Genomic DNA, 24,062 nt, shown 5'->3' on the forward strand with positions numbered 1-24,062 from the left:
CGCGCCGCGACTCTTTATCTGATGACGAAGTGGAATGGCTGATGGATGGCCCCGTCGCATGAGTACCATGATGACAAACTTTCGTCTGCCGCATTGTTAACCAACTTTAAACGGCGGAAGACGACGGGGACACGATGCGCGGCCGGGCGAACGCCGCGCATGCGGGCCGTATCAGCCGGCCTTGCGCGAGCCGACGTCGCGCAGGTTGACCGGGACGAGCGGACGGAAACGCTCGCGCTTCTGTTCGTCGTCGAAGTGCTGGAGCGCCGGCTTGATCAGGTCGCTGCGAGACACGATGCCCATGATGCGCAGCGATTGCTCGTCGGCAACCACCGGCAGGCGTTCGAGGCCGAGCATCGCGCGGCGCGACGCGACGACGCGGCACGTTTCGTGCGCCAGCGCGACGGCCGGTGCGCGGTTGGCGAACGCGTCCGAGATCGGCGTATCGGCGCCGGCCTGCGCGCGCTGCGCATCGAGCGTCGCGCGATCGACGAGGCCGAGCAGGCGGCCGTGCTGCACGACCGGATATGCGCGGTGCGTTTGCTTCGCGCCGAAGTATTGCGCTTCGACGGTATCGAGCGTCGCTGCGCCGTCGATCGTGACGAGCCGATCGGCCGACGTCATCACTCCGCCGATGTCATGCCGTTCGAGCGGATCGACGCCGTATTCGCGATAGATGTGATAGCCGCGACGTGCGATTTTTTCCGTCATGATCGAGCGTTTCATCACGATGGTCGCGAAGCCGTGCGCGACGAGCGTCGCCGCGAGCAGCGGCAGCAGCGCGTTGGCGTCGTGCGTGAGGCCGAACGCGAACACGATCGCGGTGAGCGGGGCGCCGAGCGTCGCACCGAGCGTCGCGGCCATGCATACGAGCGGCCACAGCGCCGGGTCGCCGCCCGGCAACACCGGCGACAGCACGGTGCCGAGGCCGGCGCCGAGCATCAGCAGCGGGGCGAGTACACCGCCCGAGGTGCCCGAGCCGAGCGCGATCACCCACATCACGGCCTTCACGATCAGCAGCGCGAGCGCGATCTTCAGCGCGATGTGCTGGTGCAGCAAGTCGCCGATCACGTCGTAGCCGACGCCGAGTGCGCGCGGCTCGAGCCAGCCGCCGACGCCGATCACGATCGCGCCGAGCGCCGGCCACCACATCCAGTGCACGGGCAGCTTCGCGAACGCGTCCTCGACGCGGTAGAGCGCCGCCGACAGGCCGCACGCGAGCATGCCCGACAGCAGGCCCGCGACGAGGCACGACAGCAGCGCGACGGACGTCGGCGCGGCCGTCGTCAGCGGAAACAGCGGACCGACGCCGAAGAACACCGCGCGTGCGAAGCCCGCCACCGCGCACGCGAGCGCGACCGGCAGGAAACTGCGCGGACGCCATTCGAACAGCAGCAGTTCGACCGCGAGTAGCACGGCGGCCACCGGCGTGCCGAACACGGCCGTCATGCCGGCGGCCGCACCGGCGACGAGCAGCGTCTTGCGCTCGGCGGCGGTCACATGCACGCATTGCGCGATCAGCGAGCCGAGCGCGCCGCCCGTCATGATGATCGGGCCTTCGGCGCCGAACGGGCCGCCGCTGCCGATCACGACGCCGGACGACAGCGGCTTGAGGATCGCGACCTTCGGCGACATGCGGCTCTTGCCGAACAGGATCGCCTCGATCGCCTCGGGAATGCCGTGGCCGCGGATCTTCTCCGAACCGAAACGCGCCATCAGGCCGACGATCAGCCCGCCGACCACCGGGACCGCGATCACCCAGGCGCCGAGCGTGTTGTTCGCGGGCGAGTGGTCGGCGAACGACAGTTGCTGGAAGAAGAACAGGTTCGTGAACAGGCGGATCAGGCTCAACAGCACGAACGCGGCGAGCGTGCTGAGCAGGCCGATCCCGGCGGTAAGCAACGCGATCCTGGGCAGGCGTTCGTTGGTCGAGAAATCGCGTTTGTGGGGTGCGTTCATCGGCGAGGCAAGGGTCAATAATCGATCTGGGGAACCAGGAACGTGCCCTTGAGCGACTTCAGCTCGGCACGATGCATGGCTGCGAGACGGGCAAGCAGCGTTTCGCCGGCCGGCTCGAGGTGGACTTCGACCTGGCGGCGGTCGGCTTCGCTCGGCTTGCGCTTCACGAGTCCGAGCGTTTCGCAGCGCGTCACCAGCGCCACGACGCCGTGGTGCTGCGCCTGCAGGCGTTCCGCGAGCTCGCCGATGGTCGCCCATTCGCGATGCGGATAACCCTTGATGTGCAGCAGCAGCAGGTATTGCAGCGGCGTCACGCCTTCGCTTTGCGCGGCGCGTTCGGAGAAGCGCTCGAAGCGGCGCATCTGGTAGCGGAACTCGGACAGTTGCTGGAAATCGCTTTTCGTCAGGGCGCGTCGGGTATCGGTCATCGAGGTCGTTCGGGCAGTCGGTTACGGTGCGTATAAATATATCACGATGTGATATAAATGGCCGAAATATGACTAAAATGTTGTATTTCTCTTTCCGAAGGTGGCTACATGGCGTGATGCGCGCTACGCGGCTTCGAGCATTTGGGTCTGCTGATAAAGGCCGGTGACGAGATCCGTCTGCGTGATGATGCCGACGAGCCGGCGCGATGCATCGACCACGGGAATATGGTGGTGGCCCGAATGCGTGAACAGCGGCACGAGCGCCGTGATCGGCATCGTTTCCGGCACCGACGCGACGTCGCGCGTCATCACGGACGCGACGCTCGCAGGCTGGCCGCCGAACGCTTGCGGCAGCCGTGCGGACAGGCGCTGCCACAGCGGGATTGGACGGCGCAACTGTCGCGTGAGGTCGGCGCGCGTGACGATGCCGGTCAGGCGGCCTTCGCCGTCCACCACGGGCAGCGCCTTCACGCGATGGCGGTCGAGCAGCGTGAGCGCGGCGGTGACGGATGTGGACGGCGCGACCTCGATCGCATGCTTCGTCATCAGGTCCGCGCACTTCAACTGGCCGAACGTGCGCGTATAAGCCTGCATTTCGGTTTCGCGCAGCAGCGTTTCGAGATCGTCCGGATCGACGTCGAGCCATTCGCCGCGGCGCTTCAGCACCGCGTCGAGGTCGCCGCGCGTGAAGCCGCCGCGCGCGGGTGCGGCGCCGGCCTGCGGTTTCGTTTCGGGACGCATGCCGCCGTGCGGGTAGCGGTGCCCGGTCAGCGCGTGATAGATGAGCGCGGCCGACAGCAGGATCGCCGATTGCAGCGCGATCGGCTGCAGCACGAAGCCGAAGCCGAGCGCATGGATCGCCGGGCCGCCGACCACGGCCGTGAGCGCGACGGCCCCCGACGGCGGGTGCACGCAGCGCAGCGCGAACATGCCGCCGATCGCGCAGGCGATTGCGACGGCGGCGGCCGTGATCGGATCGGCGATCCATTGCGCGCACGCGACGCCGACGGTCGCCGCGACGAGATTGCCGCCGACGATCGACCAGGGCTGCGCGAGCGGGCTCGCCGGCACCGCGAACAGCAGCACGGCCGACGCACCCATCGGCGCGACGAGCAGCGGCACGAGGCCCGGCACGCCGGGCAGCAGCCGCATCGTGACGCCGACCGTGGCAATGCCCACGAGCGCGCCGGTGCACGCGCGCAGGCGCTCGCGCCAGCCGAGGGTCATCGGATGCGGAATGAAGCTGTGCAGCCATTGCCGCAACGTGCGGCGCGACGGGGAGGAGCCTGACGACATGGAGGATAAGCGGTAAAAGGACGGTGCCGCGGCGCGGTGACAAGCGCCGAATTATATCGTGTTGTGATACAAATTGCCGCGCCGCGTCATGGCGTTGCACGCGCGCGACGCGCAAGTCTTGCAAAATCCTTTCATCCGGCGAGAGCTTGGGCACGCATGAGCGCGCAAATTTGTCTGCAGCGGCGTACAATTCGGCGCAGTCAATTCCCCCGTCATGCCAGAACCCCGTCCTCGATGCCCGCTCTCCCGCCTTCTCCCCGGCACGGTGATCGATTCGACGCGGTTCGCGGCTGCGTTCCGTTGCCCCTCTGACGCGAGCGCCGCCGACGTCTCCCCACCGACTCTCCCCAAGCCAATTCAATGGACATGCTCGAAAACATGCGCCTGTTCGTGCGCGTCGTCGAAGCCGGCAGTTTTACCGCGGTCGCGAAGGAAATCGACGCGACCACCGCGCAGGTGTCGCGCGCGGTCTCGAACCTCGAAGCCCACGTACAGACGCGTCTGCTGCATCGCACGACCCGCCACCTCGGCCTGACCGAAAGCGGCGAACGCTATTTCGAGCGCGCGAAATCGATCCTCGCGGAACTCGACTACGCGAACGCGGAGGCGCGCAATGCGCTGCTGCGGCCGAGCGGCAAGATGCGTATCCATGCGATGACGGGGCTCGGGCAGAGTCACGTCGTGTCGTCGATCGTGCGCTACCAGGAGGACAATCCCGACGTGTCGGTCGAGCTGACGCTCGCGCAGCGGATGCCGAATCTGGTCGAGGAGGGCTATGACGTGTCGATCGTCACAGCATCGCAATTGCCCGACTCCGGCTATGTCGCGCAGACCTGCGGTACGAGCTGCAGCGTGCTCGTTGCATCGCGCGAATACCTGGCGCGGCACGGCACGCCGCAGACGCCGGACGAGCTGCCGAACCACGTGTGCCTGCGCCTCGACACGCCCGCGTCGCCGGCCGGCGAATGGCGGCTCGAACGCAGCGACGGCGAGGAAGCCGTCTACGCGCTGCAGCCGGCGCCGTTCCAGGTCAACGTGCCGGATGCGCTGTGCGTCGCGGTGCGTGCCGGACGCGGGATCGCGTGCGTGGCGCTGTATACGGTGCTCGACGATCTCCGTGAAGGGCGCTTGATCCGCGTGCTGCCCGACTACCGGCTGCAGACGGTGAGCGTCTATGCGGTCTACGCGACGCGCCGTTATCTCGATGCGAAGATCCGCACGTTCCTCGATCACCTGCGCACGACGCTCACGCCGGCGCTGGAGAACGATCTGCGCGAACTCGACCGGCTGACGACCGAGCACGCGCCGGCAGGCCGCCAGCGCGCATAACGGTGCGCCGGCGCGTGGCCGCGGCGTTCATGCGGCCGGCGCGATGCGGATCCGCTCGAAGCGGCCCGCGAGCCACGTGTACGCGACAATGCCGATCAGCCCGTGCGCGGCGACGAACCACAGCGCGCCGGCGAACGAACCCGTGCTGGCGACGAAGTAGCCGATCACGAGCGGCGTGACGATCCCGGCGATGTTGCCGAGACCGTTGAAGACGCCGCCGCTCAGCCCGACCATGCCTTCCGGCGCCGTGTCGGCGAGCACGGCCCAGCCGACCGCCGCGAGCCCCTTGCCGAAGAACGCGATCGTCATCAGCGCGATCACGACCGTGTTCGACGTTGCGCCGTTCGCGAGCACGAGCAGCGTCGCCATCGCCATCCCCGCGACGAACGGCGTCTTGCGCGCCCGCGACGGATGCATGCCGCGCCGGATCAGCCAGTCCGACAGCAGGCCGCCGAGCACGCCGCCCGTGAACCCGCAGATGGCCGGGAGCGCGGCGACCCAGCCGGCTTCCATGATCGTCATCCCGCGCCCCTTGATCAGGTAGATCGGAAACCACGTGATGAAGAAGTAGGTGAGCGCCGTGATGCAGTACTGGCCGACGTAGATCGCCCACAGGTTCCGGTGGCGGAACAGTTGCGACACGTCGCGCCACGACGCGCGCGGCCGTTCGCGCACGCGGTTCGCCTCGAGATCGACGAGCGCGCCGTGGGCGCGCAGGTAGTCGCGCTCCGCGTCGGTCATGCGCGGGTGGCCGTGCGGTTCGCGATACCACGCGAACCACAGCGCGGCGAGCGCGATGCCGAGCAGCCCCATCCACAGGAATACATGCTCCCAGCCGAGCGCATGCGTGAGCCACGCCATCGCCGGCGTGAACAGCACGACGGCCATGTATTGCGCGGAATTGAACAGCGCGGATGCGGTGCCGCGTTCGGCCGTCGGGAACCAGCAGGCGACGATCCGCGAATTGGCCGGGAACGCAGGCGATTCGACGAGGCCGAGCATGAAGCGCATCACGAACAGCGCGAGCGTCGCGGCCGCGCCCTGCACGGCGAACGCGCCGACCGTGCCCTGCAACATCGTGAATATCGACCACAGCAACAGGCTCAGCCCGTACACGCGCCGCGCGCCGAAGCGATCGAGCAGCCAGCCGCCCGGAATCTGGCCGATCGCATAGGCCCACGCGAACGCCGAAAAGACGATTCCCAATTGCACGGGCGTGAGCCCCAGGTCGTGCGCGACGCCGGTGCCCGCGATCGACATCGTCGCGCGGTCCGCATAATTGATGACGGTGACCGCGAAAATCAGCGCGAGAACCGCATAACGGACGCGGCCGATCGTGCGAGACGCGGCGGGCGATGCGGCGAGCGCAGCGCCGCTGGATCGATTGGACATGCATGTCTCCTGGCCTCCGTCGTGCGAAGGCATCTGGTGTCGTAACGGAAGGCCGGCGCCACGCTCAGCGCGTGACACTGGTCGGCGGGCGCTGGCCCGCGAAGCACGCGGCGAGGTTCGCGAGCACGATGCGGCCCATTTGCTCGCGCGTCTCGTGCGTGGCGCTCGCGCGGTGCGGCTGCACGACCACGCGATCGAGTTCGAGCAGCGCGGCCGGCACGTGCGGTTCGTTCGCGAACACGTCGAGCCCGGCGCCGGCGATCGTGCCGTCGGCCAGCGCGCGCACGAGCGCGGCTTCGTCGACCAGCTTGCCGCGTGCGACATTGATCAGGAATCCTGTGGGGCCGAGCGCGGCGAGCACGTCCGCCGTCACCAGCACGCTGCCGTGATCGGCCGACGCCGCGATCACGAGCACGTCGCTGTCGCGTGCGAGCGCGGTGAGGTCGGGCACGAAGCGATAGCCGCTGTCGCGATGCTCGCGCGGGCCGAAGTAACTGACGGGCATCCGGAACGCTTGCGCACGCTGCGCGATCGCGCGCCCGACACGGCCGAGCCCGACGATACCGAGCCGCTTGCCCGTGACCTGTGTCGCGAGCGGCTGGGCCGTCTTGCCCCAGCGGCCGGCGCGCACGATCCGCTCGCCGGCCCCGAGGTCGCGCAGCGTCATCAGGATCAGCCCGAGCGCCATGTCGGCGACGTCGTCGGTCAGCACGTCGGGCGTCGTCGTCACGTGGATGCCGCGCGCCCGCGCGCGGTCGAGATCGACCGCGTCGGTGCCGATGCCGCTGATCGCGATGATCTCGAGCGCGGCGAGCCGGTCCATCAGCGCGGCGGACAGGCCGTTCGCGCCGCCGGTCACGACGCCGCGAATGCGCGGCGCCACGCGATCGAGCAGTGCGTCCGGTTGCTCGGCCGCATACAGTCGATGCACGGTGTAACGGGCGGACAGTTCGGCGTCGATGGTGTCGGGGAGCGGCTGCGTCAGCAGGATGTCGATGGTCATGAAGGTCTCGGTCGTCGTGCGCGGCGCGGGCCGCGCATCAGGTGGAACCGAGTATAGAAATCGCATCGATATCGGTCTAACATCAAAAGACTATCGATTGATTCAACATTTGAATGATTGAACTGCACCAACTTCGCTGCTTCGTCGCGGTGGCCGAAGAGCTGCATTTCGGCCGTGCGGCCAAGCGGCTGTTCATGACCCAGCCGCCGCTCAGCCGGCAAATCCAGTTGCTCGAGCACGCGCTCGGCATCGCGCTGCTCGAGCGCAGCAGCCGGCAGGTCAGCCTCACCGCAGCCGGCGAACGCTTCCTGCGCGACGCGCGGCACATCCTCGAATTCTCCGCGCGGGCCGAGCAGGCCGCGCAGCGCGTCGCGCACGGCGGCGCCGGGCGCATCACGCTCGGGTTCACGGCCGTCAGTGCGTACCGGATGATTCCGGTGCTGCTCGCGCATGCCGCGCATGCGTTGCCGGACGTCGACGTCGAATTGCGCGAGATGGTGTCGACCGTGCAGATCGACGCGCTCGCGTCGCGGATGCTCGACGCCGGTTTCGTGCGCCAGCGCGCCGCGCGCCAGCCGCTCGAATACCGTCTCGTACAGCGCGAACCGATGCTCGTCGCGGTCGCGCAGGGCGCGCCGCTCGCCGCCTATGAGCAGATCGGCCCCGACGAACTCGACCGGCAGCCGTTCATCGCGTATTCGCCGAACGAGGGCAAGTATTTCCACGACATGATTTCGGGGATGTTCGCGAGCGCCGGGCGGCTGCCGAACTACCTGCACTACGTCGGCCAGACGCATACGATCCTCGGCCTCGTGCGCGCGGGGCTCGGCGCGGCGCTGGTGCCGGCGTCGGCGCGCGAGCTACACGTGGACGGCGTGGTGTTCCGGCCGCTGGCGGGCGTCAACGTGGCGGCCGAGTTGTATCTCGCATGGCGCGCGGACAACGACAATCCGGCGCTGCCGGTGTTCAACGCGATGGTCGAGCGGTTTCTTGCGCAGGAGCAGGGCGGCGCGTCGGCGTAGCGGCATGACAGGGGCGCGCGACGTCACAAGCCTTCGATCGGGCGGCGTGCGCTGCCGCGATGGCAAGCGATCCCGAGCGAGCATCGAAGGCAGGAATCCTTTCAATTTGGAAAGCTGACGTCGTGCAAGGCGCTGTCGGATGGAGCGGCGACAGCGGCATCGCCAGCCCGACGAAGGGTTTCACGTGGACTGCTTGGCGCTGAATGCCGCTCAGCGCAGGATACGTCCGTGCATTTGGAGCGGGACGCGCCGGCCGCGCGGTTCCCGCACCCGCGACACGCAAAAGAACAACGATGAGCCTTTACGCCTTCGTACCGGAAAACCGGCCGTGCGTTCGCGGTCGGCTCGATCAAGGGCACGGATCTGAAGTTCGCGGTGACCAAGCTCGACGGCTCGAACATCGCGTACAAGATCGACGTGCGCGCCGACGACCAGGACCTGTTGATCTACCTGAACGCCGCGATCGCGAAGCTCAGGCAGTCGCCGTAGTATCTCGACCTGCTGCGCAAGTACTTCGTCGGCGACCAGACGATGACGACCTCGGCCGCATCCGGCGAGCATACGTACGTGGTGAAGGCGGGCGATACGCTGAACCTGATCGCGGCGAGCGAGCTGGGCAGCGGCCAGCGCTATCGCGAGATCCAGCGCCGCAACAACCTCGCGAACCCGAACCTGATCCCGGCCGGCCAGCATCTGGTGATTCCGGTTCGCTAGCCGCGGCGTGAGGCGGGAGAGGTGAAGGGAGGAAGGTGAAGCGATACGCGAGGCCCGACGGAGAATACCCGCCGGGCCCCGCGCCGTTTCGCATCAGTGCGTGAACGACAGGAACAGGTACGCGGCGAACAGCGCGACGTGCACGACGCCGTGCAGCACCGTCGTGCGCCCTTGGCTCAGCGTGAGCGTGCTGACCAGCAGCGTGAGCGCCAGCAGCACCGTTTCCATCGCGCCGATCCCGAGCGTGAGCGGCTGGCCGACCCAGATGAACACGGCGGCGACGGTCGGGATCGTGAGCCCGATGCTCGCAAGCGCCGAACCGAGCGCGAGGTTCATGCTGGTCTGCAGCCGGTTCGCACGCGCGGCGGTGACGGCCGCGAGCCCTTCCGGCAGCAGCACGAGCGCGGCGATCACGATACCGACCGCGGCTTCGGGGGCGCCGAGCTTCAGCACCGCGTGCTCGACGGCCGGCGACAGCAGCTTCGCGAGCAGCACGACCGCGACGAGGCTTGCGAACAGCAGCACCATGCTGATGACGGCGGTGCGGTTGCCCGGTGCGGCCGCGTGCACCGCTTCGTTCGCGCTGTCGTGCTCGGCGAGGAAGTAGTCGCGGTGGCGCACGGTCTGCACGAACACGAACGCGCCGTACAGCACGAGCGACGCCACGCCGGCGAACGCGAGCTGCGATTTCGAGAAGAACGGGCCCGGCGCGGCGCTCAGGTAGTTCGGCATCACGAGCGACAGCACCGACAGCGACGCGAGCACCGCGAGCGCCTTGCTCGCGCCGCGCCCCTGGAAGTCCTGTTCACCGTGCTTCCATGCGCCGACCAGCAGGCAGATGCCGACGATGCCGTTGCAGATGATCATCACGGCGGCGTACACGGTGTCGCGGGCGAGGCCCGATTTTTCCGGGCCCGCGCCCAGCATCACCGAGACGATCAGCGCGACTTCGATGACGGTCACGGCGACCGCGAGCACCAGCGTGCCGAACGGTTCGCCGACCCGGTGCGCGACGACTTCCGCGTGATGGACGGCGGCGAACACGGCGCCGGCGAGCGCGGCGGCGAACACCGCGATGGCGAGGCCTTCGGCCGGCACCACGCGCGACAGCGCGAGTACCAGCCACGCGGCAAGCGGGGCCCAGAGGGTCCAGCGCGGGAGCTGGTTGGACGAGAGCGGCATGAGGGTTTCCTTATGCGAGTGGCGGCGCGCGACGCGCCGTCACGGGTTGACGAAGCCCGGCCGTACTATCCGCCGAACGAGGACGATGAAACCGATGGGTGGCGGCACGCAGCGGTGCTGCCCTGGGTTCGCTGCCGCGAGGCGGCGCAGGCGCGGGCGGGCCGAAGCCCGTCGCGGGATGAAACGATTCGATGCGGTTGCCCGCAGACGGCGAGACAAGGTCACGTGGCGACGTGCGGCCGGAAGCTTGATTTGACCCCGGAAGGGAGCGATGGACGGCGGTGACGGCGCGACACGCGTTTCCCCCTGGAATCCGGCAATTTGTCGAATTTTATCAGGCGTTGGGGGATCACTATCTCATATTCGAACCCTTACGTTGACCTTTCGGTTTATAAAAAGTGCCGCGAACTTTCGATTTTTTCGCCATTGCAGCTTTCGTAACGGTGTCTTGCACGACACATTCGAGCGCGCCCTGACATAAATCTACCGACCGGTCGGTTTATAATCGCTCGCACCTCCACTTCATGACGGATCGCAAGCGATGGCTGTTTCCTCTGCACATTCGGTGAACTCCAGCGCGCTGGCGCAGTCGGCCGTCGTCGGCGTGATCGGCGCCGGCGCGATGGGCGCGGGCATTGCGCAGGTCGCGGCGGCGGCCGGCCATCCGGTGCGGCTGTACGACCTGAACGAAGCGGCCTGCGACAAGGCGCTGGCCGGCATCCGCGCGCAGTTCGCGCGGCTCGCCGAGAAGGGCCGGCTCGAACCGGCACAGGCCGACGCGGCCGGCAACCGGATTCGCGCGGTGCGCGCGTTGGCCGATTTAGCGGGCGCCGCACTGATCGTCGAGGCGGCGGCCGAACGGCTCGACGTGAAGCGCGAGATCTTCGCGACGCTCGAACGTCATGTCGACGACGCATGCGTGCTGGCGACCAACACGTCTTCGATCTCGATCACGTCGATCGCGGCCGGGCTGCGCGTGCCGCAGCGCGTCGCCGGCCTGCATTTCTTCAACCCGGCGCCGCTGATGGCGCTCGTCGAGGTGGTCAGCGGGCTCGCGACTGCCCCCGAGGTCGCCCGGATGCTGCATGCGACAGCCGCCGCCTGGGGCAAGCAACCGGTGATGGCGAAATCGACGCCGGGCTTCATCGTGAATCGCGTCGCGCGGCCGTATTACGCGGAGGCGCTGCGCGTGCTGAACGAGCAGGGCGGCGCGCCCGCCACGATCGACGCGGTGATGCGCGAAGCCGGCGGCTTCCGGATGGGGCCGTTCGAGCTGATGGACCTGATCGGCCACGACGTGAACTTCGCGGTGACCGAATCGGTGTTCCGCGCGTACTTCAACGACCCGCGCTACACCCCGTCGCTGATCCAGCAGGAGCTCGTGAACGCGGGCTTTCTCGGGCGCAAGTCGGGGCGCGGTTTCTATCCGTATGCGGATGGTGCGACGCCGCCTGCTCCCGATCTCGAACCGCCGCGCGACGCGCCGGCCAACGTCGTGCTGTTCGCGCTGGACGGCCCGGCCGCCGCGCTGCATGTGCGCTTGGCCGAACGTATCGCTGGCGCGCGACGCAACGACGCGCATCCGGACGAATGGCTCGCCGTGGCCGGCCGCGCGTCGATCGCGCTGACCGACGGCCGCACCGCGACCGCGCGCGCCGCCCAGACGGGCGTGGCGGATCTCGTGCTCGTCGATCTGGCGCGCGATTACGCGCAGGCCGGGCTGGTCGCGCTGACGCGCGCGCTCCAGTGCAGCGACGCCGCGTATGCGGACGCGGTCGGCCTGTTCCAGCAGGCGGGCTTTCGCGTCGTCGGCGTCGCGGACGTGCCGGGGATGGTCGCGATGCGCACCGTCGCGATGCTCGCGAACGAAGCGGCCGACACGGTGAACCAGGGCGTGTGCTCGCCGGCCGATCTCGATCTCGCGATGGAGAAGGGCGTGAACTACCCGTGCGGCCCGCTCGCGTGGGCCGATGCGATCGGCATCGGCCGCGTGCATCGCGTGCTGTCGAACCTGGCGGCGAGCTACGGCGAGGACCGTTATCGCGTGTCGCCGCATCTTGCCGCGCTGCACGCGGCCGGCCGCACGTTCAGGTCGTAGCCGGGCGCCTCGTCACCTCGAACACGACAACGACATCACTCCATTGGAGGAGCACCCCGATGACTCACCCGACGCATCCCGCCGCCGACCTCGAGCCGATCGAGACCGCCAGCCGCGACGAACTGCAGGCGCTGCAGCTCGACCGCCTCAAGTGGTCGCTGCGCCACGCGTACGACAACGTCCCGCACTATCGGCGCACGTTCGATGCGGCGGGCGTGCATCCGGACGACCTGAAGTCGCTCGCCGATCTCGCGAAATTCCCGTTCTCGACCAAGAGCGACCTGCGCGACAACTATCCGTTCGGCCTCTTCGCGGTGCCGCGCGAGCAGGTCGTGCGTGTGCACGCATCGAGCGGCACGACCGGCAAGCCGACCGTGGTCGGCTACACGGCGCGCGACATCGACACGTGGGCGAACGTGACCGCGCGCTCGATCCGTGCGGCCGGCGGCCGCCCGGGCGACACGCTGCACAACGCGTTCGGCTACGGCCTCTTCACCGGCGGCCTCGGAATTCACTACGGTGCGGAGCGGCTCGGCTGCATGGTCGTGCCGATGTCGGGCGGCCAGACCGAGAAGCAGGTGCAGCTGATTCGCGATTTCGAGCCGAAGATCATTCTCGTCACGCCGTCGTACATGCTGAACCTGATCGACGAGATGGTGCGGCAGGGGATGGACCCGGCCGAATCGTCGCTGAAGATCGGCATCTTCGGCGCGGAGCCATGGACGCAGGCGCTGCGCAATGAAGTGGAGACGCGCGTGGGTATCGACGCGCTCGATATCTACGGGCTGTCGGAAGTGATGGGCCCGGGCGTCGCGTGCGAATGCGTCGAGACGAAGGACGGCCCGGTGATCTGGGAAGACCATTTCTACCCGGAGATCATCGATCCCGTCACCGGCGAAGTGCTGCCCGACGGCAGCCAGGGCGAGCTCGTGTTCACGTCGCTGACGAAGGAGGCGATGCCGGTGATCCGCTACCGCACGCGCGATCTCACCGCGCTGCTGCCGCCGACCGCGCGCGCGATGCGCCGGCTCGCGAAGATCACGGGCCGCTCCGACGACATGCTGATCGTGCGCGGCGTGAACGTGTTCCCGAGCCAGATCGAGGAAATCGTCGTCGCGCTGCCGCAGTTGTCGGGCCAGTTCCAGATCACGCTGTCGCGCGACGGTCACATGGACCGGCTCGACCTCGCGGTCGAGTTGCGCTCCGAGGCGGCGTCGTCGGTCACCGACGGCGATCGCGCGGCACTCGCGCGCGAGCTGCAGCACCGGATCAAGACGATGGTCGGCGTGTCGTCCGGCGTGACGGTGCTGGCGGCCGGCGGTATCCCCGCGACCGCGACCGGCAAGGCGCGCCGCGTGATCGATCGCCGCCAGGCCGCGTGATGTCGATGTGTGCCGTTCTACCCGAGGAAACCTGTTCGATGGATGAATTGAAGACCCTGGCCGTCACGGTCGATGCGCGCGGCATCGCGACCGTCGCGCTGCAGCGCGGCGACGTGCTGAACGCGTTCGACGAGACGATGATCGCGGAATTGACCGACGCATTCACCACGCTCGGCCGGCGCGACGACGTGCGCGCGATCGTGCTGCGCTCGGACGGCCGCGCGTTCTGCGCGGGCGCCGACCTGCAGTGGATGCAGCGCGCGAGCGCGAACGACGCGGGCGCGAACCTGCGTGACGCCGAGCGGTTCGCCGCGATGATGCGCGCGATCCGGCAATGCCCGAAACCGACGGTCGCACGCGTGCAGGGCCACGCGTTCGGCGGCGGCGTGGGCCTGTGCGCCGCGTGCGACATCGTGATTGCGAGCGACCACGCGCGCTTCTCGGTGAGCGAGGCGCGCTTCGGGATCCTGCCGGCCGTGATCGGCCCGTATCTGGTCGAGGCGGTCGGCCAGCGTCAGGCGCGCCGGCTCGCGCTGACCGCGACGCAGCTCGCGGCCGCCGAGGCCGTCGCGATCGGCCTGATCCATCAGGCCGTGCCGCTCGATGCGCTCGACGACGCGCTCGAGCGGACGCTCGCCGAACTGGGCCGCAACGGCCCGCATGCGCTGATGGAGATCAAGCGCTTCTTCGATGCGATCGGCGAGTACCCGCCGTCGGACGAACGCGCGGCGTTCACCGCGCAGACGATCTCCCGCGTGCGGGCGACGCCGGAAGCGAAGGAAGGCTTCGCGGCCTTCTTCGCGAAGCGGCCGCCGGCGTGGGAGACGGGCGCCGAATAAGGCCGCGCGACGAGCGTCCGCGACGATCGGCGGCGCAACCGGGCCCGCCGCATTTTGCGTCTCGGGCCGGGGCGCTTGCACTACAATGCGTGACCTCCGGCGCGCTGCCGGCCCCGTCCCGACCGATGCTTCGCACGATGATCGTCAATCGCCTTGTCTCCGAGATCCTGTTCGGCTTTACCGGCCTGATCGGCATCATCAATCCGATCGGTATCGCGTTCCTGTTTCTCGAACGAACCGAGGCGCTCACCGTACACGAACGGGATCTGCTCGCGCGGAAGGTCGCGTTCAATGCGTTCGTCGTGCTGATGGTCGCGTTCTTCGCCGGCACGCCGGTGCTGCATTTCTTCGGGATCTCGATGGAAGCGCTGCGGATCGGCGGCGGCTTCGCGGTTGCCGTGGCCGGCTGGCAGATGCTGAACGAACCGGACGGGCCGGGCGGCGGCGACACGCCCGTCAAGCCGATCGACGCGAACGCGATCATGACGCGCGCGTTCTTCCCGTTGACGGTGCCGCTGACGGTCGGCCCCGGCTCGATCGCGACCGCGATCGCGCTGAACGCGAACCGCACGCACAAGCTGTCGGAATTCATGCTGTCGAGCATCGTGTCGATCGCCGTGTCCGTGCTCGTCGCGCTCGTGATCTGGCAGGTCTACAGCCGCTCCGCGCTGCTCGCGCGCTACCTCGGCAGCGAGGGGACCAAGGTCGCGAAGCGCGTGTCGGCGTTCCTGCTACTGTGCATCGGCGTGCAGATCATGCTGACCGGCTTCTCCGCGTTCCTGCAGCCGATCGCCGACCAGGCCAAGTAACCGGAGCGTTCCGGTTCGCCCTGTGAGGTTCAACCTTTCACGCAGCCTGCACACGGGGCGCGGTCATACGCGTTCGCGGCATGCGGGATACCATGTGACGTCTGGCGGATGCGCGGCGCGCATCCGGCCGCAATCCCCAACTTGAGTGGCGAGGCGCGCAATGGAATACGTGAAATTCGGATCGACCGGGCTGGACGTGTCGAAGCTGGTGTTGGGCTGCATGACGTTCGGCGAGCCGTCGCGCGGCACGCACCCGTGGACGCTGCCGGAAGCGGAAAGCCGCCCGATCATCCAGCGGGCGGTCGAGGCCGGCATCAACTTCTTCGACACCGCGAACATGTATTCGGACGGCACGTCGGAGGAGATCGTCGGCCGCGCGCTGCGCGATTTCGCGAAGCGCGACGACGTCGTGATCGCGACGAAGGTGTTCTACCGGATGCGGCCGGGGCCGAACGGTGCCGGCCTGTCGCGCAAGGCGATCATGACCGACATCGACCAGAGCCTGAAGCGGCTCGGCACCGATTACGTCGATCTCTACCAGATTCACCGCTGGGATTACGGCACGCCGATCGAGGAGACCCTCGAGGCGCTGCACGACGTCGTCAAGGCCGGCAAGGCGCGCTATATCGGCGCGTCGTCGATGTTCGCGTGGCAGTTCGCGAAGGCGCTGCACACGTCGAAGCAGAACGGCTGGACCCGCTTCGTCAGCATGCAGAACCACCTGAACCTGCTGTATCGCGAAGAGGAGCGCGAGATGCTGCCGCTGTGCGAGGACGAACGCATCGCGGTGATCCCGTGGAGCCCGCTCGCACGCGGGCGCCTGACGCGCAACTGGGACGAATCGTCGGAACGGCAGCAGAAGGACGACGTCGGCCAGCGGCTGTACGACGCGACGGCCGACGCCGACAAGGCGGTCGTCGACGCCGTCGCGGCGATCGCCGCCGCGCGCAACGTGCCGCGGGCGCAGGTCGCGCTGGCGTGGGTCGCGCAAAAGCGCGGCGTGACCGCGCCGATCGTCGGCATTTCGAAGCCGCGGCAACTGGACGATGCGCTCGGCGCGCTCGCGCTGAAGCTGACCGACGACGAGATCGCCACGCTCGAACGCCCGTACGTGCCGCACGCGGTGGCCGGGTTCAACTGAGCGGCAGCGCGGGCGGCGCCGGTGCCGGCGTCGCGATCAGCGCGCGGTGGCGAGCATCGGGTAAGTGAACAGGCCGAAGTGGACGACGTTCAGCCCCGCATGCGCGAGCGCGGCGGCGAGCAGGCCGCCGCGTCGCCACGCGAGCCCGTAGCCGATGCCGGCCACCGTGCCGAGCACGATCCACGGCCAGCCGCCGGCCGCGTGCGCGGCGCCGAACAGCACCGCGCCGGCCGCGAGCGCGACCCACTGGCCGCATGACCACGCGCGGAGCACACGGGCCAGCCCGCCTTGCACGTAGCCGCGGAACAGCGCTTCCTCGGCGAGCGTCACCAGCAACACGTTATTCACGAGCCACAGCCAGCCGGACGGCGGCCATTTGGGCGCCCAGCCGACCATCCCGAACGCGAGCGCGCCGGCCAGGCACGCGGCCGCCGTCGCGACGGCCGCCACCACGCCGGTGCGCAGCGCGCGCGACAGCGCGACGTCCGGCGCGACCCACGGCAGCACCCACAGCAGCCACAGGCCGACGAGCGGCTTGTCGAAATTCAGGTACATCGTGAACGGCACGGCGTCCGGCGTGAAGCGGATCGGCCCGATCACGCGCGGATTGTGGAAGCCGGGAATCAGGTGCAGGCTCAGCGCGATCGCGAGTGCGGCAAAGACGAGGTGCGCGGCGATGCGTACCGCGAGCGGGCGCGCGGGCAGCACGCCCCAGCCGGCCGCGATCAGCAGCGCGATCGGCGCGAGCGCGATCGGCGCAAGCTGGCCGAACGCCAGCGCGCCCGCATAGCCGAGCGCGGCGAGGCCGATGCTCAGGCCGTGCAGCGGGCGATGCCACGCGAATGCGGCGGCCGCGAACAGGGCGACCCAGATCGTGGCGCACGGAAGGAGCGTAAGGGACATGACGGGAAACGGATCGGCGGACGAGACGCCGCGCATCATACAGCAGGCGCCGTGACACGCCGCCGGGCAGCGGGCCAGCCGCGCGTCAGCGGCCGGCGGTCTCGGTCACGCCGCTGCGGCCCGGGATGTCGACGCTGTTGCGCGCGCGCATCCGCCGCCGATACCAGAACGTCCACAGCAGCAGGCACGCAAACACCGTATAGCCCATGACCGGCGACACGACCAGCACGCGCTCGACCGGCCAGTTGGCGACCATCCACCAGCGCAGCAGCATTTCGATTGTCATGATGGCGCCCCACACGAACGTCATCAGCCGCAGCATCTGCCGCAGGCCCGGCTGCGCGTCCCAGACGGCTTCGAAGTGCGCGGCGCCGCCGTCCATCTCGCGGGCCACGGTGGCGCGGGCCAGATAGTAGATCAGCGGGCGTTCGCGGAACAGCGACAGCAGGAACACGATGCCGATCGTGCCCGACCCGATCGATTCGCGCATCAGCAGCGTGCGCGGGCTGCCGCCGAACGCCATCCCGACGATCGACAGCGTGATGCCGAGCAGCACGACGGCCGCCACCGCGTCGATGCGGCGCGAGCGGATGAATTCGACGATCGACCAGACGATCGGCGGAACCGCCGATGCGTACAGCGCGCCGGTTTCGCCGAAATGCGGATGCGCGACCCGATAGGCCACCCAGGGCAGCACGAGGTTGACGAAGAGTTCGAGAATCAGTCCGGCTCGCGGTTTCACGGTGCGCCATTCCACGCAGGTTGGGGCGGACGCGCGAAAGGCGTGGTTGCCCCCGGTTGCCCCGAAAAGGGTTCGGTCCAGTATATCGAAGAATCGGGCGGGGTTGCGGTGTCGCTTGCCGGGACGGCGAGCCACTGGACCGGCGTGCAGCGGCCGCCGGATCGATCGGCGCACGCGGCGGCGGGGCGGGGACGTCCTGCACGATCGCGCCGTCGCGTGGCGTCGTGTCGCGGCCCGTCGTCGATCGGGACGCGTTGGCCGTGCGCGAGCCGGCGCGGCGCGGCATGAATCGATGCCGCGGCCGCGCGCGGGCGGTCAGGCGAGGGCCGGCTGGACGATGATCTTCACGTTGCGGTCCTTGTGATTGACCAGTTCCTCGAAGCCGTGCGCGACGATGTCGCCGAGCGCGATGCGCCCGGTGATGAGCGGCTGCACGTCGATGCGGCCATCCGCGATGAAGCGGATCACGTCCGCGAATTCGCCGTTGTACGCGAGCGAACCGATCACTTCCTTCTCGGTCGACACGATGTCGAAGAAGTTGAACGGCGTCGGCTCCTCGAAGATGCCGACCATCACCGACTTGCCGGCCTTGCGGATCACGTCGATCGCGAGCTTCGCGGTAGCCGTGTGGCCGATGCACTCGAACGACACGTCGGCGCCGTAGCCGCCCGTCAGTGCCTTGACTTCCGCGATCGCATCAGAGGCCTTCGGATCGATCACGACGCTCGCGCCGACCTCCAGCGCCTTCTGCTTGCGCGCGGCCGACATCTCCAGCGCGATCACGCGTCCGGCGCCCGCGGCCTTCGCGCACATGATCGTGCACAGGCCGATGGTGCCCGCGCCGACCACGACGACGGTCTGCCCGACGATGTTGCCGGCCTTTTTCACCGCATGCAGCCCGACCGCGAGCGGTTCGATCAACGCGCCGGCCTCGGTCGGGAAATCGTCGGGCAGCTTGTACAGCAGTTCGGCCGGCACGTTCACGTATTCGGCGAACGCACCGTTGTTCATCAGCCCGGTGAACGCGAGGTTCTCGCAGATGTTGTACAGCCCGTGCCGGCAGTACCAGCAGGTGCCGCAATGCTGGCACGCGTCGGCCGTCACGCGGTCGCCGACCGCGAAGCCCGACACGCCCGCGCCGAGTTCGGCGATCTCGCCGCTGAACTCGTGGCCGAGGATGCACTGGCCTTTCAGGCCGGTGAGCGGATGCGGTGCGTCGACCGGGATGAACACCGGCCCGGCGACGTATTCGTGCAGGTCGGAGCCGCAGATGCCGCACCAGTGCACGCGGATCGTGACCCACCCGGCGGGCGGGCGCTCCGGAACGGGAACCTGTTCGACGCGGATGTCGTGGCGGCCATGCCAGACGGCGGCTTTCATGCTGGGCGGGGCGATCGATGCCGGTGTGCTCACGTTGCTGTCTCCATCAGGTTGTCGTCGGGCGTGCGGCGATGCCGCCGGTGCGCCCGTCGCGCGATTGCGCGATCGACCGGTATGCAGGAACGGGGCCAGCGCGAATCGGGGCGGTGCGTGGCGGTCGGAAGGGGGGCGCGAGCGCGCTGCATCATGGCCGGTTGCGCCGTCCGGTAAAGGCTCGGAAGAAATGGCGTGTCGGATTTGCTGCGATAGCGAAACGGTGAGTCGAATGAGACGTCGGGACGTTCGTCTCAGCGCAATGAGACGAATCGCGAGACGAACGGTGACGGGAAACGCGGTTCGACCCGCGTTCAGGCGAGCACTTCGTCCACGGCAGCCGTAGCGAGCGGCGTGAATCCCCCGACACGGTACAGCGGCTGGCCGGCTTCGGACCCGGCCTCGTCGAGCGGGAACAGCGTGGCCGGTGCGAGGGAGGCGGTCGGCATGCGTAGATGTTCAGCGTTGTCGGAGCGAAGCCAACGGCTTAGACCAGGACGCCTCCGTCGCGCGTCGCGCCGGCCATTGCCGTCATCGCCGAAACGGACCGTTGCGCACGCTGCCCCTTTACTTGAAGTTAACTTCAATTTGTATCATGTGCGCCAATCCGATTGCGCTCGCGTGCGACATCCCGTTGCACGCTGCCGCTTCGATGGCGGTGAAGACGACCGAAGCGCCTGTCGCGGCCGCTGCCGCCATGCTGCCGTCGCGTGGCCACCGGTGCGCCGTCGCTAGCGCGGCGATCGGTCGGTTCTTGCCGCGCGAACCGATGGGCCGGCGCCGAGTGGAGTGCCTGCGTCGGTCAACCTGCACGGAAATCCGTCAAGCATGCTCGACACCATGGAAAGCCTGATCTGCGAAGAAGACCGGTCGTGCGACGTGTCCGCGACCCCGTCCGCGCTCGACGAAGACGGTGCGCTGCCGTCGCGCGACGGCGTGGTCGCGCATCCGCTCGCGCCGATCGGCCGTGCGCCGGTTCCGGCGCACGCGACGGCCGCGGTGTCGCCGTTGCGCCCGCAACTGTTCGTCACGGTGCTGGAGGCTGGCGACGACGCACTGCTGGTGCGATGGGTCGAGAGCGGCCGCTGTCATTACGGCGAGCAACGCTGGCGCCTGCGCGTCGCGCTGCAGCCCGGTCGCTGCGCGCTCTCGGGGCAGACGATCGAGCCGGGCGAGCCGGTGTTCCGGCCGGTGCGGCGGCCCGTGCCGGCCAATGGCGACGAGATGATCCACCCGGCATCGGTGCCGGGTAGGGACGGTGCGGCCTGCGACGCGACGCCGGAGGACGGCGACGCACGCCATCCGGCCGATGTTCACGACTGAACCTCGGCCGTCCGGAGGACGACGTTATTTCTTCAGGTCGTGCCGGTACTGGATGAACCCGGCGTTGTTCGCGAGCTTGTCGTACAGCGCGCGTGCGGTCGTGTTGGTCTCGTGCGTGAGCCAGTACACACGGCTCGCGCCGGCTTCGCGGGCCCGTTCGTACACGGCCTCGATCAGCGCGCCGCCCGCGCCTTGCCCGCGCGCGTCGGGCGCCGTGTACAGGTCCTGCAGGTAGCAGTACGGCCCTTCGGTCCAGCACGAGCGATGGTAGATCGCATGCACGATCCCGACCATCGCACCCGACGCGTCGAACGCGCCAAGCACGAACATCGGCTCGGCCGGGTCCATCAGGCGCGCCCAGGTCGTCGCGAACACCGCGTCGCTCAGCGCGGTGTCGTAGAACGTCTGGTAACCCTGCCACAGCGGGCGCCACGCGGCTTCGTCGGCGGCGACGAGCGGGCGCACCGTCACGCGCGTCGCGTCGTTCGCGCGGCTGGCGGCGTCGCGCGCGGCGGCCTGCGCGTGGCGGATCGCGGTGAGCGACTGGCGCTGGTTGCCTTCGGCGTCGAAGTTCTCCGGTGCGAGCCACGCGTCGAACGCGGCGCGGACGTCCGGCCATTCGCCGTCGATGATCGAGAACCACGCGGTGTCGCGATTGCGGGCGCGGTAGACGATTGCCTGCCGGAACGTGCCTTCGTAGCGGAAGCCGAGGCGCGCCGCCGCCTTGCGCGACGGCGCGTTCAGGTCGTCGCACTTCCATTCGTAGCGCCGGTAGCCGAGCGTGTCGAACGCATACTTCATCAGCAGGAACTGCGCTTCCGTCGACACCGGCGTGCGTTTGAGCAGCGGCGAGAACGTGACGGAGCCGACCTCGATCACGCCATTGGCCGGATCGATGCGCATCAGCGCGAGCGTGCCGACCGCGCGGCCGGTGGCCCGGTCGATCACCGTGTAGTGGAGCGGATCGGTGCTCGCCTGTGCGCCGCGCGCGTAGTCGCGGTAGCTGGACGCGTCGGTGTACGGGCCGTGCGCGAGATAGGTCCAGTCGCTGCCGTCGGGCGCTTGCGCGTAGGCGGCGTACAGATCGGCCGCGTGGCGCTCGGCGTCGAGCGGTTCGAGCCTGCAGTAACGGCCTTCGAGCGCGATGCGCTCCGGGCGCGGACGCGCGGACCAGTCGGGAACGGGGTGGCCGATGGGCTGCTGGAAAGCGTTGGTGAGCGTGGGCAAGGTCGATCTCGCTTCGGTTGGCGGCCGGCGACATGCCGGCATGCAGACGATCGTAGTCGCGGCGAGGTACCATGAGAAGCGCCAGAGAACGGCAAATTTATGGTGCCACGGGCGGTGGCCGTCAGCCGTGTGCACGCTTGCCGCGCTTACCGTGCGCCGCTGGCCGTACGTCCCGTTCCCGTCTTTCACGCTGCGATGTTCCGATGACGATTGCCTTTCCTTCCGGCGACGCGCCGTCGTTGCCGCTCGATGCACCGCTGGCGCGCACGCCCGGCGCGCCTTCGCTGCAGCGCCAGTTGCTGCGCCGCGTGCGCGACGCGATTCTCGGCGGCGCGATGCCGGCCGGCACGCGGCTGCCCGGCACGCGCGCGCTGGCCGAAACGCTCGGCGTGTCGCGCAATACGACGGCCGCCGTGTACGAGCAGCTCGTCGCCGAAGGCTTCCTGCAGTCGGATCGTCGCGGCACGCGGGTCGTCGGGCTGTCGCGGCCGGCGCCGCCCCGCCGGCGTGCCGCGCCGCCGGCCGTCGCGCAGCGGCTCGAGCGGATTCGCCCGAGCCTCGTCGGCACCGGCGAATCGGAGGGCTTCCGGCCGGGCGTGCCGGCGCTGTCGCATTTCCCGGTGGATGCGTGGCGGCATGCGATCGACCGCGCGTTGCGCCGCGCGGGCCGCGACCTGCTGGCGTACGGCGATCCGCTCGGCGAACCCGCGTTGCGCGAATCGATCGCGCGCCATCTGGCCGTCTCGCGCGCCGTGCGCTGCGACCCGGAGCAGATCGTGATCACCGAAGGCGCACAGGGTGCGATCGCGCTGTGCGCGCAGTTGCTGACGAATCCGGGCGATACGGTGTGGGTCGAGGAGCCCGGCTATCGCGGCGCGCGCACCGCGATGCAGGCGGCCGACCTCGACGTCGTGCCGATGCCGGTCGACGCGGAAGGGCTGCGCGCGGAACCGGACGACTGGCGCGAGCGACCGCCGCGCCTCGTCTACACGACGCCGTCGAACCAGTTCCCGACCGGCGCCGTGCTGTCGATCTCGCGCCGGCTCGCGCTGATCGATGCGGCGCGCCGCCATCGCGCGTGGATCATCGAGGACGACTACGACAGCGAATTCCGTCACACCGGCGAGCCGATCGGCGCGATGCAGGGGCTCGCGCCCGATTCGCCGGTCGTCTATCTCGGCTCGTTCAGCAAGACGATGTTTCCGGCGCTGCGCATCGGCTTTCTCGTGCTGCCCGACGCGTTGCTGGCCGCCGTGCGGCCGGCGCTGCCGGAGATGCTGCGCGGCGGGACGCGCCACGTGCAGCTCGCGCTGGCCGATTTCATCGAGACGGGCGAGTACGGCCGGCATCTCGGACGGATGCGCCGGCTGTATCGCGACCGGCGGCGTTTGCTGCTCGCCGCGCTCGATAGCAGCCTGAGCGTGCCGCACCAGGTCGAGGGTGGCCCGTGCGGGCTGCATCTCGCGCTACGGCTGCCGGCGCGTTATCGCGATCGCGCGATCGTCGATGCGGCGCGCGCGCATGGCATCGGGCCGTTTCCGCTGTCGGGTTTCGCGATCGATGCGGCGCGGGCCGGCAACGGGCTCGTGCTCGGTTTCGGCAATACGTCGGCCGACGCGTTCGAGCCGATGTTGCGGATGGTGTCGACGCTCGCGGAGCGGGTCGGCGCGGGTGGCGCGTGATGGTGGGGTGTCGCGATTTCAACGTCCCTCTGCCCGATCGTGATGATGCTGCGCCCGTCGTTCCGGTTCGTTGTCGTTGCATGCATGTCGCGGGTGGCCGTCGGTTACACGACTGCGTTGCCGAATACCCAAGGAGTGGGCGGGGGCGCGGTGTTGTCGTGCCACTGAACGGAGCGGG

The 24,062-nt window shown here is 68.9% G+C and carries 21 protein-coding genes; 10 read left to right on the forward strand and 11 right to left on the reverse strand.

Going from position 1 to position 24,062, the window contains the following annotated elements; genetic code table 11:
- Positions 1–171 precede the first annotated feature (171 nt).
- The 3 genes from AC3IFE_RS07110 to AC3IFE_RS07120 form a co-directional block, all read right to left on the reverse strand.
- On the reverse strand, positions 172–1,959 hold the full coding sequence (locus tag AC3IFE_RS07110) for a chloride channel protein (RefSeq protein WP_489190027.1): 1,788 nt from the start codon (positions 1,957–1,959) through the stop codon (positions 172–174).
- A gap of 14 nt (positions 1,960–1,973) precedes the next feature.
- Positions 1,974–2,387, reverse strand: a complete 414-nt coding sequence (locus AC3IFE_RS07115) for a MarR family winged helix-turn-helix transcriptional regulator (protein ID WP_089469948.1) — start codon at positions 2,385–2,387, stop codon at positions 1,974–1,976.
- Positions 2,388–2,510: 123 nt separating this feature from the next.
- Positions 2,511–3,683, reverse strand: a complete 1,173-nt coding sequence (locus AC3IFE_RS07120; RefSeq protein ID WP_489190028.1) for an HPP family protein — start codon at positions 3,681–3,683, stop codon at positions 2,511–2,513.
- 360 nt (positions 3,684–4,043) lie between these two features.
- Here AC3IFE_RS07120 and AC3IFE_RS07125 point away from each other — a divergent pair, with 360 nt between their 5' ends.
- A complete protein-coding gene (locus tag AC3IFE_RS07125) occupies positions 4,044–5,012 on the forward strand; it encodes a LysR family transcriptional regulator (protein WP_089469946.1) in 969 nt (322 codons plus the stop codon).
- A gap of 27 nt (positions 5,013–5,039) precedes the next feature.
- Here the strand turns inward: AC3IFE_RS07125 and AC3IFE_RS07130 are convergent, their stop codons facing one another.
- Entirely contained in the window at positions 5,040–6,404 is a 1,365-nt protein-coding gene (locus tag AC3IFE_RS07130; RefSeq protein WP_489190029.1) for an MFS transporter, read from the reverse strand.
- A 64-nt stretch (positions 6,405–6,468) separates the two neighbouring features.
- Complete coding sequence (locus tag AC3IFE_RS07135; RefSeq protein ID WP_489190030.1) at positions 6,469–7,407, reverse strand: 2-hydroxyacid dehydrogenase; 939 nt, start codon at positions 7,405–7,407, stop codon at positions 6,469–6,471.
- Positions 7,408–7,520: 113 nt separating this feature from the next.
- Between AC3IFE_RS07135 and AC3IFE_RS07140 the strand changes: the two genes are divergently transcribed.
- Both AC3IFE_RS07140 and AC3IFE_RS07145 read left to right on the forward strand, forming a co-directional pair.
- Entirely contained in the window at positions 7,521–8,429 is a 909-nt protein-coding gene (locus AC3IFE_RS07140) for a LysR family transcriptional regulator (RefSeq protein ID WP_089469944.1), read from the forward strand.
- A gap of 531 nt (positions 8,430–8,960) precedes the next feature.
- Positions 8,961–9,143: a LysM peptidoglycan-binding domain-containing protein gene (locus AC3IFE_RS07145; RefSeq protein WP_489190031.1), complete on the forward strand. Its 183-nt coding sequence runs from the start codon at positions 8,961–8,963 to the stop codon at positions 9,141–9,143.
- A gap of 93 nt (positions 9,144–9,236) precedes the next feature.
- Here AC3IFE_RS07145 and AC3IFE_RS07150 read toward each other — a convergent pair whose 3' ends face one another.
- The gene (locus tag AC3IFE_RS07150; RefSeq protein WP_089469943.1) at positions 9,237–10,325 is read right to left on the reverse strand and encodes a calcium:cation antiporter; all 1,089 of its coding nucleotides are present in this window, start codon (positions 10,323–10,325) and stop codon (positions 9,237–9,239) included.
- 541 nt (positions 10,326–10,866) lie between these two features.
- Here AC3IFE_RS07150 and AC3IFE_RS07155 point away from each other — a divergent pair.
- The 5 genes from AC3IFE_RS07155 (at position 10,867) to AC3IFE_RS07175 (ending at position 16,594) form a co-directional block, all read left to right on the forward strand.
- A complete protein-coding gene (locus AC3IFE_RS07155) occupies positions 10,867–12,423 on the forward strand; it encodes a 3-hydroxyacyl-CoA dehydrogenase (protein ID WP_489190032.1) in 1,557 nt (518 codons plus the stop codon).
- A gap of 59 nt (positions 12,424–12,482) precedes the next feature.
- Positions 12,483–13,805 (forward strand): phenylacetate--CoA ligase PaaK, encoded by a 1,323-nt coding sequence (paaK, locus tag AC3IFE_RS07160; RefSeq protein WP_489190033.1) that lies wholly within the window; start codon positions 12,483–12,485, stop codon positions 13,803–13,805.
- Between the two features lie 38 nt (positions 13,806–13,843).
- Complete coding sequence (locus AC3IFE_RS07165; protein ID WP_489190034.1) at positions 13,844–14,644, forward strand: enoyl-CoA hydratase-related protein; 801 nt, start codon at positions 13,844–13,846, stop codon at positions 14,642–14,644.
- 137 nt (positions 14,645–14,781) lie between these two features.
- Positions 14,782–15,453, forward strand: a complete 672-nt coding sequence (locus AC3IFE_RS07170; protein ID WP_209929300.1) for a MarC family protein — start codon at positions 14,782–14,784, stop codon at positions 15,451–15,453.
- Positions 15,454–15,613: 160 nt separating this feature from the next.
- On the forward strand, positions 15,614–16,594 hold the full coding sequence (locus tag AC3IFE_RS07175; protein ID WP_489190035.1) for an aldo/keto reductase: 981 nt from the start codon (positions 15,614–15,616) through the stop codon (positions 16,592–16,594).
- 36 nt (positions 16,595–16,630) lie between these two features.
- On the opposite strand, the gene AC3IFE_RS07180 is transcribed toward AC3IFE_RS07175, so the two are convergent.
- The 4 genes from AC3IFE_RS07180 to AC3IFE_RS07195 form a co-directional block, all read right to left on the reverse strand.
- Positions 16,631–17,497 carry a CPBP family intramembrane glutamic endopeptidase gene (locus AC3IFE_RS07180; RefSeq protein WP_489190036.1) on the reverse strand — a complete coding sequence of 289 codons (867 nt, stop codon included), beginning with the start codon at positions 17,495–17,497 and terminating at the stop codon, positions 16,631–16,633.
- 85 nt (positions 17,498–17,582) lie between these two features.
- Positions 17,583–18,239: a VC0807 family protein gene (locus AC3IFE_RS07185; protein WP_489190037.1), complete on the reverse strand. Its 657-nt coding sequence runs from the start codon at positions 18,237–18,239 to the stop codon at positions 17,583–17,585.
- A gap of 315 nt (positions 18,240–18,554) precedes the next feature.
- Entirely contained in the window at positions 18,555–19,619 is a 1,065-nt protein-coding gene (locus AC3IFE_RS07190; RefSeq protein ID WP_089469938.1) for a 2,3-butanediol dehydrogenase, read from the reverse strand.
- A gap of 347 nt (positions 19,620–19,966) precedes the next feature.
- Positions 19,967–20,101, reverse strand: a complete 135-nt coding sequence (locus tag AC3IFE_RS07195; protein ID WP_489190038.1) for a hypothetical protein — start codon at positions 20,099–20,101, stop codon at positions 19,967–19,969.
- Positions 20,102–20,480: 379 nt separating this feature from the next.
- Here AC3IFE_RS07195 and AC3IFE_RS07200 point away from each other — a divergent pair, with 379 nt between their 5' ends.
- Entirely contained in the window at positions 20,481–20,975 is a 495-nt protein-coding gene (locus AC3IFE_RS07200) for a DUF3331 domain-containing protein (protein WP_489190039.1), read from the forward strand.
- Between the two features lie 24 nt (positions 20,976–20,999).
- Here AC3IFE_RS07200 and AC3IFE_RS07205 read toward each other — a convergent pair whose 3' ends face one another.
- A complete protein-coding gene (locus AC3IFE_RS07205; protein WP_089469935.1) occupies positions 21,000–22,202 on the reverse strand; it encodes a GNAT family N-acetyltransferase in 1,203 nt (400 codons plus the stop codon).
- A gap of 203 nt (positions 22,203–22,405) precedes the next feature.
- On the opposite strand from AC3IFE_RS07205, the gene pdxR reads away from it, so the two are divergent.
- Positions 22,406–23,884 carry a MocR-like pyridoxine biosynthesis transcription factor PdxR gene (gene pdxR / locus AC3IFE_RS07210; RefSeq protein ID WP_489190040.1) on the forward strand — a complete coding sequence of 493 codons (1,479 nt, stop codon included), beginning with the start codon at positions 22,406–22,408 and terminating at the stop codon, positions 23,882–23,884.
- The last annotated feature ends 178 nt before the right edge of the window (positions 23,885–24,062 follow it).

It is taken from the genome of Burkholderia sp. APQ4-4ca (assembly GCF_057837105.1).

Excerpts from the sequence above, each read along its gene's own strand:
- AC3IFE_RS07110 (WP_489190027.1), bottom strand. The coding sequence starts at position 1,959 with ATGAACGCACCCCACAAACGCGATTTCTCGACCAACGAACGCCTGCCC.
- AC3IFE_RS07115 (WP_089469948.1), bottom strand. The coding sequence starts at position 2,387 with ATGACCGATACCCGACGCGCCCTGACGAAAAGCGATTTCCAGCAACTG.
- AC3IFE_RS07120 (WP_489190028.1), bottom strand. The coding sequence starts at position 3,683 with ATGTCGTCAGGCTCCTCCCCGTCGCGCCGCACGTTGCGGCAATGGCTG.
- AC3IFE_RS07125 (WP_089469946.1), top strand. The coding sequence starts at position 4,044 with ATGGACATGCTCGAAAACATGCGCCTGTTCGTGCGCGTCGTCGAAGCC.
- AC3IFE_RS07130 (WP_489190029.1), bottom strand. The coding sequence starts at position 6,404 with ATGTCCAATCGATCCAGCGGCGCTGCGCTCGCCGCATCGCCCGCCGCG.
- AC3IFE_RS07135 (WP_489190030.1), bottom strand. The coding sequence starts at position 7,407 with ATGACCATCGACATCCTGCTGACGCAGCCGCTCCCCGACACCATCGAC.
- AC3IFE_RS07140 (WP_089469944.1), top strand. The coding sequence starts at position 7,521 with ATGATTGAACTGCACCAACTTCGCTGCTTCGTCGCGGTGGCCGAAGAG.
- AC3IFE_RS07145 (WP_489190031.1), top strand. The coding sequence starts at position 8,961 with ATGACGACCTCGGCCGCATCCGGCGAGCATACGTACGTGGTGAAGGCG.
- AC3IFE_RS07150 (WP_089469943.1), bottom strand. The coding sequence starts at position 10,325 with ATGCCGCTCTCGTCCAACCAGCTCCCGCGCTGGACCCTCTGGGCCCCG.
- AC3IFE_RS07155 (WP_489190032.1), top strand. The coding sequence starts at position 10,867 with ATGGCTGTTTCCTCTGCACATTCGGTGAACTCCAGCGCGCTGGCGCAG.
- paaK (WP_489190033.1), top strand. The coding sequence starts at position 12,483 with ATGACTCACCCGACGCATCCCGCCGCCGACCTCGAGCCGATCGAGACC.
- AC3IFE_RS07165 (WP_489190034.1), top strand. The coding sequence starts at position 13,844 with ATGGATGAATTGAAGACCCTGGCCGTCACGGTCGATGCGCGCGGCATC.
- AC3IFE_RS07170 (WP_209929300.1), top strand. The coding sequence starts at position 14,782 with ATGATCGTCAATCGCCTTGTCTCCGAGATCCTGTTCGGCTTTACCGGC.
- AC3IFE_RS07175 (WP_489190035.1), top strand. The coding sequence starts at position 15,614 with ATGGAATACGTGAAATTCGGATCGACCGGGCTGGACGTGTCGAAGCTG.
- AC3IFE_RS07180 (WP_489190036.1), bottom strand. The coding sequence starts at position 17,497 with ATGTCCCTTACGCTCCTTCCGTGCGCCACGATCTGGGTCGCCCTGTTC.
- AC3IFE_RS07190 (WP_089469938.1), bottom strand. The coding sequence starts at position 19,619 with ATGAAAGCCGCCGTCTGGCATGGCCGCCACGACATCCGCGTCGAACAG.
- AC3IFE_RS07195 (WP_489190038.1), bottom strand. The coding sequence starts at position 20,101 with ATGCCGACCGCCTCCCTCGCACCGGCCACGCTGTTCCCGCTCGACGAG.
- AC3IFE_RS07200 (WP_489190039.1), top strand. The coding sequence starts at position 20,481 with ATGCTCGACACCATGGAAAGCCTGATCTGCGAAGAAGACCGGTCGTGC.
- pdxR (WP_489190040.1), top strand. The coding sequence starts at position 22,406 with ATGACGATTGCCTTTCCTTCCGGCGACGCGCCGTCGTTGCCGCTCGAT.